13 protein-coding genes are annotated in these 14,167 nt (G+C 33.4%); all 13 read left to right on the top strand.

From position 1 onward, the window contains the following. Positions 1–16 precede the first annotated feature (16 nt). On the top strand, positions 17–910 hold the full coding sequence (locus GZ212_RS04290; RefSeq protein ID WP_166957575.1) for a glycosyltransferase family 2 protein: 894 nt from the start codon (positions 17–19) through the stop codon (positions 908–910). 30 nt (positions 911–940) lie between these two features. Then, on the top strand, positions 941–1,930 hold the full coding sequence (locus tag GZ212_RS04285; RefSeq protein ID WP_166957573.1) for a glycosyltransferase: 990 nt from the start codon (positions 941–943) through the stop codon (positions 1,928–1,930). Between the two features lie 15 nt (positions 1,931–1,945). Next, the gene (locus GZ212_RS04280) at positions 1,946–2,815 is read left to right on the top strand and encodes a glycosyltransferase family 2 protein (protein ID WP_166957571.1); all 870 of its coding nucleotides are present in this window, start codon (positions 1,946–1,948) and stop codon (positions 2,813–2,815) included. A gap of 19 nt (positions 2,816–2,834) precedes the next feature. Then, positions 2,835–3,866 carry a glycosyltransferase family 2 protein gene (locus GZ212_RS04275; RefSeq protein ID WP_166957569.1) on the top strand — a complete coding sequence of 344 codons (1,032 nt, stop codon included), beginning with the start codon at positions 2,835–2,837 and terminating at the stop codon, positions 3,864–3,866. A 9-nt stretch (positions 3,867–3,875) separates the two neighbouring features. Beyond that, positions 3,876–4,724: a hypothetical protein gene (locus GZ212_RS04270; RefSeq protein WP_166957567.1), complete on the top strand. Its 849-nt coding sequence runs from the start codon at positions 3,876–3,878 to the stop codon at positions 4,722–4,724. A 1-nt stretch (position 4,725) separates the two neighbouring features. Further along, entirely contained in the window at positions 4,726–5,847 is a 1,122-nt protein-coding gene (locus GZ212_RS04265) for a glycosyltransferase (RefSeq protein ID WP_166957565.1), read from the top strand. Positions 5,848–5,860: 13 nt separating this feature from the next. Then, a complete protein-coding gene (locus tag GZ212_RS04260) occupies positions 5,861–6,874 on the top strand; it encodes a glycosyltransferase (RefSeq protein ID WP_166957563.1) in 1,014 nt (337 codons plus the stop codon). A 2-nt stretch (positions 6,875–6,876) separates the two neighbouring features. Continuing rightward, a complete protein-coding gene (locus tag GZ212_RS04255) occupies positions 6,877–8,004 on the top strand; it encodes a hypothetical protein (protein WP_206080380.1) in 1,128 nt (375 codons plus the stop codon). 5 nt (positions 8,005–8,009) lie between these two features. Continuing rightward, positions 8,010–9,269: an O-antigen polysaccharide polymerase Wzy gene (locus GZ212_RS04250; RefSeq protein ID WP_166957559.1), complete on the top strand. Its 1,260-nt coding sequence runs from the start codon at positions 8,010–8,012 to the stop codon at positions 9,267–9,269. Then, positions 9,266–10,252 (top strand): glycosyltransferase family 1 protein, encoded by a 987-nt coding sequence (locus tag GZ212_RS04245; protein ID WP_166957557.1) that lies wholly within the window; start codon positions 9,266–9,268, stop codon positions 10,250–10,252. The genes GZ212_RS04250 and GZ212_RS04245 overlap by 4 nt, the downstream gene beginning before the upstream one ends. 4 nt (positions 10,253–10,256) lie before the next feature. Further along, complete coding sequence (locus GZ212_RS04240) at positions 10,257–11,414, top strand: glycosyltransferase (RefSeq protein WP_166957555.1); 1,158 nt, start codon at positions 10,257–10,259, stop codon at positions 11,412–11,414. Positions 11,415–11,423: 9 nt separating this feature from the next. After that, entirely contained in the window at positions 11,424–12,374 is a 951-nt protein-coding gene (locus tag GZ212_RS04235; protein ID WP_166957553.1) for a UDP-glucuronic acid decarboxylase family protein, read from the top strand. Positions 12,375–12,453: 79 nt separating this feature from the next. After that, positions 12,454–14,166, top strand: coding sequence for a carbamoyltransferase C-terminal domain-containing protein (locus tag GZ212_RS04230; protein WP_166957551.1), 1,713 nt, complete (start codon positions 12,454–12,456; stop codon positions 14,164–14,166). Position 14,167 lies beyond the last annotated feature (1 nt).

Raw genomic sequence — 14,167 nt, 5'->3', positions numbered from 1 at the left:
AACCTTTTGTATTTTAATGACAAACCCTACTGTTTCAATTATTATTACTTGTTATAATCAAGAAAATCACATTCTTAACTCTTTAAGAAGTGTGAGAAATCAGACTTTCGCGGATTGGGAATGTGTCATCATTGATGATGGATCCACCGATAAAAGTGCTAATCTTATTCAGAATTTTATATCAGGGGATGATCGATTCAAGTATGTGTATCAAAAAAACAGTGGGGTAAGTAAAGCTAGGAATGCAGGCTTCGAGTTAGTTAAAGGAGGCTATCTTCAAATTTTGGATGGTGATGATACCTTGTTGCCTGATAAATTAAAACAACAATTAAAGTGTTTTGATCAAGACCCAGAACTGTATGTTTGTATATGTGATCATCAACATTTTTTTGAAAATAAAAATTTATTGGAGCATTATCAATTTGAACCAATTAAGGAATTTCCATTGGAACAATTGATTTATAAGTGGCAAAAGGGTGTGGCTTTCCCTCCTCATGCAGCATTATATAAAAGATCTTTGTGGCAAGAGAAAGAAGAGCTTTTTCCATCAGATTATAATGAAAGAAGTGAGGATTGGGTGTTTAATGTCATGGTGGCTCTAAAAGGGAAAAAATATAAGTTTTTAAATGAAATCTTATGTAATTATCATATGACAGGTGAAAGTTATACTTCAGACCTTTTTAATAGTGCTTCTTCCGCCATTCATGCAGCCTTTTATCTTAAGCGGTCGCTCCCAATGCAATATCAAGATGATTTTATTGATTATACTATTAAAAAATCCATGAACCGGTATTTGGATAGCAAAAGGGGAGAAATTCTTAGGGAATCGGGGAACTGGAAGTTGGGAAATTTCATAACGAAACCATTTTTTAGTATTAAAAAACTATTTGATTCAAAGAGTAATAATTAAAATTAAAAAAAACGCTCTCTATTATATTTCATGAATAAGAAATTTAAAGATACTTTCCATACCGAAATTCTTCCTGTTCCTAATTTAGATAAAAGACCCTTATGGTCTGTGGTGATCCCAACCTATAATTGTGCCAAGTATTTAAGGCAGACCTTAAATTCTGTTTTAAAACAATTTCCTGACAGTCAATTGATGGAAATTATAGTGGTTGATGACTGTTCTAATGAAGATAATCCAGAATTAGTTGTTGAAGAATTTCAAGCGCCCATTACTTTTTATAGACAACCCATAAATGTTGGGAAAACTGAAAATTATGCAACAGGGATAAAAATGTCTAAGGGGGAATACATTCATCTACTTCATGGAGATGACTTTGTTAATGACGGTTTCTATAAAAAGATGGAGGATCTTTTTGGCCGACATCCCAAGGTTGGAGCAGCATTTTGTCATTGTCATTATATTAATGAGCATAACAAAGTTATAGGGCAAACGGAAATTTTGGCTAATGAAGAAGGAATTCTTGATAATTTTGAAGAGACGATAGCAATTTGGCAACGTATCCAGCCCCCTTCTATTGTGTTTAAAAGGGAGGTTTATGAAATGGTAGGAGGATATGATCAAAGACTTAAGTATATTGAAGATTGGGAATTTTATGTCCGGGCTTCGGTTTATTTTAAATTTGCATACACGCCAAAAACATTAGCTAATTATAGAGTTTTTGAAGGAAATTCTTCTAGTCAATCTATAAAAGGAGGTAAAAGAGTTGGAACAATAGATCAGGTGATTAAAATTATGAATGGATATTTGCCTGCAACTATGGCTAGACGAATAAAAGACCAAAGGAATTATGCTGCCTCTGTTTATTTGCTTAATTATATTCCGTATTTAATTAACTCAAAAGATTTAAAAGGATTTTTTGTGGTTTCTAAGGCATTTTTAAAATACAATCATGATATTAGGTTATGGGGTAGGTGGTTAAGATTTATTTTTCAGTATAGAAAATTTTTAAAAAATGTTTAAATCAAGATTGTATTTATGAATGATATTCCAAAGGTTTCAATTTTGACCACTATATATAATAGAGAAAAGTACATTTCTGCATGTATAGAAAGTGTTTTAAACTCTACATATAAGGATTGGGAGTTGATTATTGTTGATGATCAATCCAAAGATAGATCTGTAGAAATCGCTCGTACCTATGAAGCAAAGGATGCCAGAATTAAAGTCTATGTCAATGAGAAAAATCTAGGGGATTATCCCAATAGAAACCAAGCGGCTTCTTATGCTAAAGGAAAATATATAAAATATTTAGATGCGGATGATCTTATTTATCCCCATGGTTTAGAGATTATGGTGAAAACCATGGAGCAATTTCCAAATGCGGTTTTGGGAGTGTCTCAAGAGGTTGCAGAAGATTTTAAGCCTTATCCATTTATTATGACACCTCAAGAGACGTTTGAAAGGGAGTTTTTAAAGCGAGGAGTACTTAATTTTGGTCCAACGGCAACTATTTTTAAAAGAAAAGAGTTCGAAGAATTAGGGAAATTTACAGGGACGAGATTTATAGGGGATACAGAGATGTGGTATAAGATAGCTTTAAAATATCCCATTGTTAAAATGGTACCCGGATTGACGTTTTGGAGGCAGCATGATGATCAAGAAATTACCAAAGGTCTTGAGAATTATTTTTATTTGGAAAATGCTTACAAGCATGGGATTGAAACATTGAGCAATACTTCATTGCCTTTGTTGCCGTTAGAAGTAAACAATGCAAAAAGTAGATTAAACCGACGTTTTGGTAGAAGTATTTGGAGAATGATAATTTTTAAAAGAGAATCTTCTCAGGCTATTAAAATCATGAAATCCTGTAATTATTCTTGGATAGAACTTTTTAGGGCTATATAGAGTAGAATGAGGTAAAGTTATGGTAGAGGAAAAAGAATTTAATCCAGATATTTCAGTCATTATGTCAGTACATAATGCCGAAAAATATGTTGGGGATGCAATAGCTTCGGTATTAAATCAGACTTTTAGAAATTTTGAACTTATTCTTATAAATGATGGATCTACAGATAGTTCTAACGAAATTATTCTCAATATAAAAGATTCAAGAATTAGATTTTACTGCCAAGAGAATCAAGGTCAAACCAAAACATCAAATAAAGGAGTTGAATTATCTAAAGGGAAATACATCAAATTTTTTGATGCTGATGATATTTTACATCCAGAGCATTTAGAAAAACAGTTCAAAGCCTTGTCGGGTTCAGAAGATAAGTTAGCGTCATGTCAATGGGTATATTTTTACCAAAATCATAAAAATTTGACCTTTCCATTAGAAACTACAAATAAAAATTATATGAACCCTATGGATTGGTTTTACGATTCCCATGAATATGATCAAGGAATGATGGGCGCATGGATGTGGTTAATTCCAAGAACTCTATTGGATAAATCCGGTTATTGGAATGAGAGTTTGACGCTTAATAATGATTTTGATTTTTCAGTTAGGCTTTTATGTGCATCTAAAGGAGTTGTCTTTGCTAAAGGGTCTAAAATTTATTATAGAAAAGGGGTTTCTAATGCACTTTCTGGAACTACTTCCAGAAGCGCAATGGAATCTGCAATTAGTACAACGGAAATGGCTATGCGCACAATATTAAGTTTAGAGAATTCGGATAGAATGAATAGGCTTTTGGCCAATAGATTTCAAAGTTGGGTATACGTTATGTATCCAAAACATCCTGACTTGATTAAAAAGGCGGAAGAACATATTACATCTCTTGGGGGTAGTGATTTAAGACCTGCAGGAGGAAGTCTTTTTCATATGTTAAATAAGATTATGGGTTGGAAGCGAACTTATAAAATACAATATTTGGCTTATAAATTTGGTTGGAAAGTAGTTTTAAAATTAAAAAGTAAAAAAAAGAAGGTATCTGCTACTAGGACTGAAAATTAGTTTGTTAAAGTGTATGATAAAATGGTAAAAGAAGAAATTAAAGAGATAGGACATGAATATATAGTATATGGACTAAGAAGATCAGGGAATCATGCTATAATTAATTGGATACTACCTCAAGTTAAAGGTGATTTTTCCTATTATAATGACGTATGGCCAAATGCGCCATATAAAGGGAAACCTAAACAAAGAAGAGGCAATGGTTCTAAAGTTGACACATCCATAATTAGTTTTGAAGACTATAATCTTCAGATTTTTAAATCCTTGCTCAGGAATAGGAGTCAGCCAAAAGTCCAAAAGCGAACGACCATACTTATTATTAGAGATCCTTTTAATTGGTATGCCAGTAGACTTAAGTCAGATATGTCGCAGCCAGCTCATTATTCAGGACTTAACTTGAGGCAGTTATATCTTCAATATATTAGAGAATACAACCGGGAATCTATTTTTCTAGAAGGACATGTAGTTTTAATTTCTTACAATCAATGGAAATCAGATTTATCCTATCGAAAATCTATCTCTAAAGGACTAGGCTTAGAATTTACAGATGATGGTTTAAATAAAGTTACTGGAGAAGGTGGCGGCAGTAGTTTTGATGGAATGATAGTTTCTGGACAACAATTACGAACAGATAAAAGATATCTCTATTACCTTAATGATGATACCTTCTTGTCATTGTTTACAAATAAAGAATTATTATTTTTTTGTGAGTCAGAATTTTTAATTCCAGAAGAATTATTGTTTTTAAAGGATAAAGTAAAACGTAAAAACACTGACTTATTAGATAGTATAGTGCTCAATACTGTGCCAAAGTGGACCCATTTTTTAAGGCAAACGTATTTAACCTTCAAGAAATAACATGAAGCAAAAACGCCTTTTGTACATATCAACTTTGCCCGAAAAAAGTCAGACTGGAGGAGCCAATGCGGTTAATTTTCACATTTTTAAAGAACTTGAAAAAAATTTTGATTGCACGTATTATAAAATAACAGTAGAGGAAGATTTTTTTGAGAAGTATTATTCCAAGATTTTGAGAAAATTATTTCATAGACCTGGTCAGTTTAGTTTCTATTCAAAAAAGAGATTAGATGCCATTGCTAGAGAATTCTCAAAGATATCTCAAGGATATGATTTTATTTTCTTTAGAGGATTCACACCTTGGATTCATTGCAAGCCCGAAGTGCCATACGTAGCTTATAACGATGTGAATTTTCAACAGTTTTTTGAAAACACGTTTTCTTACCGAGATTTTAACAGCGAAGACTTGAATAGAATTTTCTTAACCGAGAAAGAATGGTTATCTAATGCAGGAATGGTTTTCTTTGAATCGGTTTGGGGTGCTGAAAGGTGTCATGAACAGTATGATGTGTCGAGAAATATACTAAAAGGTTTAGGTCGAGGAGGCAGTATCGATTTGCCTAAAAATGATGGGTATCAAGGGAGCTTGGATTTTTTATTAGTGGCCAATAATTTTTTCCAAAAGGGAGGTGATATTACTTTTGAAGTTTTTAAGAGATTAGTTGTGAAATATCCTGACATGAATTTTCATATAGTTGGAGGATACCCCGGTGACGAGGTGGTTGACTATAAAGGGGTTCAATATCATGGGAGATTAAATAAAGAAAGTGAGTCTGATTTTCGGGTTTTAATGGATTTGTATTCTAAATCTTTTTTGTTAATGCATTTAACACGTGAAGATACCAACCCGTTGGTGATTACAGAAGCTGGCTATTTTGGTTGTCCAACAATTTCGGTAGATAATTTCGCCATTCCAGAATTAATCAAGTCAAATGAGACAGGTATTGTATTACCTTACCTGCCTGCTGTTGAATTGGTCCAAAATGCTATAGAATCTCTAATTGAAAACAAAGACCATTATCTTGACATGCGAAGAGGAGTATGGGATTTTAGTCATGATAACTTTTCATGGAATGTCATTGGGGCTCATTTAAAAAAGTATATTCATTCTATCTTTGAGTAAATTTTTTAGAATTATGAAGGTTTTATATATTGGTCAATTTACTCAGGGTACAACATCTAGAATGAGAGGTGAAACTCTAGAGAGAGTCTTGAATCCTGCTTTATTCAAAGTAATAGATACCAATATTCCATTTTATCAAACAAATAAATTAGTTCGATCATTTGGTTTTAGATATAAGTTTGGGCCATTAATTGATAAGATTAATAAATTTATTGAAGAATCTGCTACTGGAGCATTTGATTTGATTTGGGTAGACAAAGCCGTATTTGTGACGGATTCGATTACTGAAAAATTAAGAAGTCTCGCAAAAACTTTGGTGCACTACACTCCCGATACTGCTTTTCTAGAAAACAGATCAAGGCATTTTTATAGGAGTATCAAATATTATGATTTTTTGATAACTACTAAATCTTTTGAAGAAGAAGCTTATTTGAAATATGTAAAAAAGGATAAACTGTTGTACATAACCCAAGGATTTGATAAAAGGGTACATCTTCCAAGAAATTCTTTTGAGGAGAAACAAGATAGTATTGTTTTTATAGGACTGAATGAGCCTTCAAGGGAGCATGTTTTAGATAGACTGTTGGAAGAAGGGATAAGAGTTCAGTTGGCGGGTAAGAATTGGGGAAAGTATATTGGCCAAAATCCTAGTGAAAATTTAGAGTTCTTAGGAGAAAGTTTGTATAAAGATGCGTATGCCCAGACCATTTCTAGAGCCTATTTTGGATTGGGGCTAGTTTCCAAACGTTTTCCAGAACTGCATACAACAAGAACATTTGAAATACCGGCTTGTGGGACACTTTTATTAACAGAGAGGAATATTGAAACATTATCAATTTTTAATGAAGAAGAAGCATTGTTTTTTTCCGATTTGGATGAATTGGTGAATAAGGTTAAATATTACTTAAACAACATTAAAGATTTGAAAGAAAAAACTGAAAATGGATTTAATAAGGTGACCAATATGGGATATGATTATGAAAGTCAGTTAAAAGATTTGTGCAAGACAATGGGATTATGTCATTAAATATGAAAAGGGTCTTTGTATTGCATATTTTACCTCTAGAGTTTTATCCTCCAGTAACTAATTTTTTGAATATTTTAAGTAAAGAACCTGGTGTTGCGGCTAAAGTGTATTCAACCCATAATAATAAGGATAGGCGTGAATATTTTGTCCCAGGAATTAAAATTTTTAGATCCAATTATCCGTCCTATATAAAAAGGAAAAGTGAAAAACTATGGGCGTTTCTAGTAATGGTTGTTGGGCCTTTATTGCAAATGTTGCTTTATAAGCCCCATAGTGTACTATATTATGAACCCCATTCAGCTTTTTCTGTTTACCTGTATAAGAAATTTTTTAATAGAAAAGTAAATGTGTTCATTCACTACCATGAGTATTATTCTCCAGAGGAGTTCTTAGGTGAAGGAATGTCCTGGGTTAATTATTTCCATAAAAAGGAAGTTGCTTTTTTGTATAAGAAGGCTGTTTGGATTTCTCAAACAAATACTTCGAGATTGTCATATTTTAAAAAAGATCATCCAGATATTGAAAAAGAAAAGTTAAGAACTTTAGCTAACTATCCTCCTAAAAGTTGGTCAAATATCAATTTTAAAGAAGAGAATCCATTATCTAAATTAAGATTGCTATATATTGGTGCCTTATCTTTTGAAAATACTTATATTAAAGAAATATTAGATTTTGTGTTAAAGCATCCAACAAAGGTTACTCTTGATATCTATTCGTTTAACACAAAAAAAGAGGTGTCAAGTTATATAAAAGCAATGTCAGTTGAAAATATAACATATTATGATAAGGGGATAGATTATAATAGGATACCCGAAATGGCAGTTAATTATGATGTGGGACTTGTATTATATAAAGGGCATAATCTTAATTATATCTATAATGCGCCCAATAAGTTATTTGAATATTTGGCTTGCGGTCTTTCGGTATGGGTTCCAAAAAATCTATTAGGTTGTGCTCCATATTTAAACGACTCAACAAAGCCAGCTGTGATTCAGGTGGATTATGTAGGTTTGCCTCAAGAATTGTTGTTAAAGTCAAAAGCACTTGCAGATTTACCATTTTATTCCTCACCATATAATGACGAAGATGAATTGAAGACAATAATTACTTTTTTAAAACAGGTTAGTTAATAGGTATGTGGTCTGTATTAGGAGTCGTTTTCGTTTTGTTTATATCTTGGCGTTTTATTGATGCTTTAGGAAAAAGTCTGCCTATTTTAGAACTGATGATGTTAATAGCTGGCTTGCAATGGGTGGTAGGCCCTTTCATAAGTTATGGTCAAGAGACAACACATTATAAGTATTTTATGTATGTGGATCAAGAAACATATATGTCTTACATCGTTCCTGCCTTCCTTTGTTTTTGTATCCCGCTTTTGATAATTCTTAAAAATCAAAAAGCTTCACAGGAAATTAATTTTTTAAAGTACCTACCATTTGCCAAGGCCTTATTATTTATAGGGATAGGGGCAGACGTTTTAAGCAGGTTTACGCCACAGTCATTAGCATTCTTCTTTTTTTTGGTAGAGCAATTTAAGTTTATTGGTGCCTTGTTGTTACTGTTTTCAGCTAAAAAATTGGACCAATATTATTTTTATGGGGCCATATTTTATTTATTGATAAATGCGTTATCAAGGGCCATGTTTCATGATTTATTATTGTGGGGTGTTTTTATGTTTATGTATTGGTGCATTAAAAATAAGCCAGCATTACGAACCCGGTTAGCATTGATTTTTGCAGGGATTGTTTTTGCCATCATGATTCAATCTGTAAAGGCGGCTTTTAGAAGTCAAGTGTGGGGAGGATTTCAGGGAAATAAAGTGGAATTGTTTGTGAATTTATTGGATGAAAAGGTTTCAAGTGGTTATTTTGAAGAAGAAACAACAAACGAACAATTAAATGTGCGAATGAATCAAGGATGGATTATCTCGGCTATTATGTATTATACGCCAACATTTCAATCATTTGCGGCAGGGGAAACCGTTAAAGAAGCAGTTTTTTCTAGTATTTTGCCAAGATTTTTAAATCCAAATAAAAAATTGGCAGGTGGACAAGAAAATTTTGAGAAATATACGGGCTTGCCTTTGGGGGATGGAACTTCTATGGGTATGAGTATTATTGGGGAAAGCTATGCGAATTTTGGTGTTTTTAATGGCATCATATTTATGTCGTTTTGGGGAGGGTTTTTAGCTTGGTATTGGAAAAAAATATTAAGTTTTGCATATGATTACCCACTTATCTTAATGTTTTTACCAATCATTTTTCTTCAAGTGGTTAAGGCCGAAACGGAATTAGTTGTGGTTTTGAACCATTTATTTAAAGCTTCTATAGTAGTCACTTTGTTTTTTTGGGTAGCAAGAAAATACTTAAATTGGCCATTGAAAGAGACGGTATGAAAGTAACTTTTTTGTTTCGTAAACGATTGCCTGGGTTTCATAGTATTGAGGAGCTGTTTTATAATATTTCGCAAAGAGTTGAAAATGAATTGGAGGTTGTAAAACTTGAAGTTCCCTATTCAAAATTTACACTTAAAGCCATCATCAATAATTTTCAATACATAAAAAAAAATAAAGCTGGAGTAAGTCATATTACCGGACATATCAATTATTTGGCATTGGCAACTGGCAAACGCACCGTTTTAACCATACATGATATCCAATCCTCATTTTATGGTGGTTTATTTCATCGGTTGCTCATAAAAGTATTCTGGCATTGGCTGCCAGCCTTGATAGTAAAAAAAATAACAGTCATTTCAGAATTTTCAAAATCAGAATTGGAGAAAATTATCCCTTTCGCAAAACATAAAATTAATGTCATTTACAATCCAGTAAATGACCAGTTGAAATATTTACCAAAAAAGTTTAATGAAACTTGTCCAAAAATTTTATTGTTGGGCACCAAGCCAAATAAAAACCTCGAACGTTCATTGAATGCCTTAGTTGGTATCCAAGCCAAATTATTAATTGTTGGGAAATTATCTCAAGAGCAAAGTCATTTACTCCAATCGTCGAGTTTTAACTTTCAAAATTTCGAGAATTTACCCTACGAACAAATTATTGAATTGTATTTGGAATCTGATTTGGTTTTGTTCCCATCAACATATGAAGGCTTTGGTATGCCCATAATTGAGGCACAGGCCATTGGTAGGCCCGTTATCACATCTAATTTTGGGGCCATGTTGGAAGTGGCTGGTGAGGGAGCATTATTGGTGGATCCTTTTGATGTAGATTCGATTAGGGAAGGTGTAGGACGAATAATATCAAATGAAAAGTTACGAAAGAAATTAATTGGGAATGGCCTAAAAAATATCGAGCGATTTCAGCTCGAAACAATTGCAAATCAATACATCCGTTTATATAAAGAAATAGAAAGAATCTAGTAATTTGAATACAAACTCTAAAAAGAAAATCCTCATATTTATTGATTGGTTTTTACCAGGAACAAAGTCTGGAGGGCCAGTAAGATCTTATTCTAATTTAATTGAATGGCTAAAAGATGATTATGAGTTTTTAGTTGTCACAAGAGATACCGATTATTGCGAAACCGATCCTTATCAAGAAATAGAATCGAATGCTTGGAACAAGCTCTCCAATCATCTAAGTGTTTATTATATCTCTAATTATAACCTAAGTACAAAAACCATAAATGAATTAATTGATCAAACAGATTTTGATATTGCCTATGTGAATGGTATTTATTCTTGGTTTTTTTCCATTTTGCCTGTATTCTTTTTGAAGAAAATGAATAAGAAGGTCATAATATCGGCCAGAGGAATGTTGAACCCTCAGGCTTTTTCGGTTAAAGGGCGTAAGAAAAAAGTTTTTTTATTTTTTGCTAGAATGGCAGGATTATATAAAAATGTGGTTTTTCATGCCACCAATGAGGATGAAAAGGAACAGATTGTGGAGGAGGTGGTAGCTGATAAGGTCATGGTAGCACCCAATTTACCAAGAAAGGTATCCAGTTCAAACCACCAAAGAAACAAAAGATCTGGGGTGGTGAAAATGGTGTCTGTGTCCAGAGTTTCTCGTGAAAAAGGAACCCATCATATTTTAAAAGCCCTTTCACAAATAGAAACTCTTGGAGATAAAAAAATTCAATTGGATTTATTTGGTCCCATTTATGATCAGGATTATTGGGAACACTGTAAAAAAATCATTCAAAAGTTGCCAAAACAGATAACTGTAAAACATCAGGGAACTTTAGAGAGTGATGAGGTGCCAGAAACTTTAAAGAACTATGAATTCTTTGCTATGCTATCGGAGGGAGAAAATTTTGGGCATGCCATTTTAGAAGCTTTTTCCTCTGGATGTCCTGTAATTATATCAAATATGACCCCCTGGAAAAACTTGAAATCAAAAAAAGTGGGTTTTGATTTATCGTTAACGGATGGTGTTAAAATTCGAGAAGCCATTATATTTGTTTTGGAAATGGATCAACAAGAATATCAAAATTGGTCCAATTCAGCCTTTTGTTTCGCAAAGGAGTTTATAAATGATCAAAGCGTATTACAATCTAATAAAGAACTATTTAAAATTTAATCGATTCTTATGAAAAGAATTTTAGTAACTGGAGGAGCAGGATTTGTTGGCTCTCATATTTGTGAAAGATTATTGAGTGAAGGCAACGAAGTCATTTGTCTGGATAATTATTTTACTGGAAGCAAAAGAAATGTAGAGCACCTCATGGATCACCATTATTTTGAATTGGTTAGACATGATGTAACTAATCCTTATATGGTTGAGGTTGACGAGATTTATAACTTGGCTTGTCCAGCATCACCAGTTCATTACCAGTATAATCCTATTAAAACCATTAAGACTTCGGTGATGGGTGCCATTAATATGTTGGGACTGGCTAAACGAGTCAAAGCTAAAATTCTACAGGCTTCTACTTCTGAAGTTTATGGTGACCCAGCTATTCATCCACAACCAGAAAGTTATTGGGGGAACGTAAATCCCATAGGTTTAAGATCTTGTTACGATGAAGGGAAGCGTTGTGCTGAAACCTTGTTCATGGATTATCATATTCAAAATGACGTGGATATTAAGATTGTTAGAATTTTCAATACCTACGGACCAAGAATGAATCCAGATGATGGTAGAGTAGTTTCAAATTTTATCGTTCAAGCTCTTAAAGGAGATGATATTACAGTTTTTGGTGACGGTACACAAACAAGAAGTTTTCAATATGTGGATGATTTGGTAGAAGGAATGATCAGAATGATGAATAGTAGAGATGGCTTTGTTGGACCTGTAAATGTTGGGAATCCTGGAGAGTTTACCATGTTGGAGTTGGCTCAACAAGTCATTGATCTTACAGGTACCAAGTCGAAAATTATCCATATGCCTTTGCCTCAGGATGATCCTTTACAAAGGCAACCTGTCATCGATTTAGCCAAAAAGGAGTTGAATGGTTGGGAACCCAAGATTCCATTGAAAGAAGGTTTGGTGAAAACCATTACGTATTTTGATAATCTATTAAAACAAATTGAAAAATAGTTTTTTTAAGCTATTGTTATTTAAATAAAAAATAACCTTGAACCCCATCGGTTTCAGGTTTGTAAAAAAAAACAGAATAATGTATATATTAGGAATCAATGCATTTCACGCAGATAGTTCAGCAGCTTTGTTAAAAGATGGGGAGGTTATTTATGCTACAGAAGAGGAGCGTTTTGAACGTATTAAACATTGGGCGGGACTACCATTAAAATCTATTGAGTTTTGTTTGGAGTCTGAAGGAATTACCCTTGAAGACGTTTCGGCAATTTGTATAGGGAGAGATCCGAAAGCAAAATTGAAAAATAAAATAAAGTACGGGTTGACGAACAAAAATGTAGCCTTTGGATTGTTTAAACAGCGTTTTTCAAATAGAAATGATTTGAAGTCTATTAAGGATGTAATTAAAGATTTTTTTGGTTATTGCCCCGAAATAAAATTTATTGAACATCACAGAGCCCATTTAGCCTCGGCCTTTTTTTCAAGCCCTTTTGAGGAGGCAGCTGTTGTTTCAATAGACGGGTCGGGAGATTTTTCTACGGTGATGATTGGTAAAGCCAAGGGAAGTGAAATAGAGGTGATAGAATCCCAGGACTTTCCGATAAGTATTGGAATTTTTTATTCTGCCTTCACACAGTTTTTGGGTTTTCCTTATTATGGCGATGAATACAAAGTAATGGGTTTGTCACCATATGGAAACCCTACTTACTTGGAAGCAATGCGTCAATTGATTTGGACTGGAGATAAAAATATATTGGAATGGGATGACCTTTATTTTAATTTGAGCGGCGGAGTCATATCCTATGAGAAAAATATGCCTTTGGTGAGTCCACTTTTTAACAGGGAGAAATTTGAAGTTGTTTTTGGAGCCAAAAAGAATAAAGGGGATGAGTTTACACAACGCCACAAAGATATAGCATGTAGTTTACAACGACGCACAGAAGAGTTGATCTTCGAAATCCTAAATCGAGCATATAGGTTAACAGGATTAGAGAATGTTTGTATTGCTGGCGGAGTGGCTCAAAATAGTGTTGCCAATGGTAAAATATTGGGAAATACACCTTTTGAAAATTTATATGTTCCGAGTGCTGGTCATGATGCAGGCATTTCCATGGGAGCGGCCCAATATTATTTCTTTAACGATTTGAATAATAAAAGGATATCTCCTTTGTTTAATGCGAATTTAGGAATATCATTTACTAATGATCAGATTAAATCGATATTAGACGATATGGGAATTGAAGCGCAATTTATAGAAGATGCCGAATTATTTGAGGTGTTGGCTACAGCAATAAGTGAGAGTGCCGTTGTTGGGTTTTTTGATGGTAGGGCTGAGTTTGGCCCAAGAGCGTTGGGAAGCCGTTCTATATTAGCAGATCCAAGGAATGCTAGAGCACAACAACTATTAAACGAAAAAATTAAAAAAAGGGAATCATTTAGGCCATTTGCTCCAAGTATATTAGAAGAGTATGGGGAAGAATATTTTGAAAATTATCAATTTACACCATTTATGGAGAGGGTATTGCCAATAAAAGAAGCGAAAAGAAAATTCATACCGGCAGTAACACATGTTGATGGTACTGGAAGGCTTCAATCAGTTAGAAAAGAATTGAGACCAAGGTACCATGCTTTAATTAGTAAGTTTCATGAAAAAACAGGAATTCCAATTTTGATTAATACGTCGTTTAATGAAAATGAACCGGTTGTCAACCATCCGAAAGAAGCCTTGGATTGTTTTTTTAGGACCAACCTTGATATTCTTGTTTTGGGTAATTACCTTATGAAAAAAGAATAGA

It is taken from the genome of Mangrovimonas sp. CR14 (genome assembly GCF_011764015.1).
Lineage (GTDB): Bacteria > Bacteroidota > Bacteroidia > Flavobacteriales > Flavobacteriaceae > Mangrovimonas > Mangrovimonas futianensis.
The sequence above is the reverse complement of the archived record's forward strand: the minus strand, read 5'-3'. Positions and strand labels throughout refer to the sequence as shown.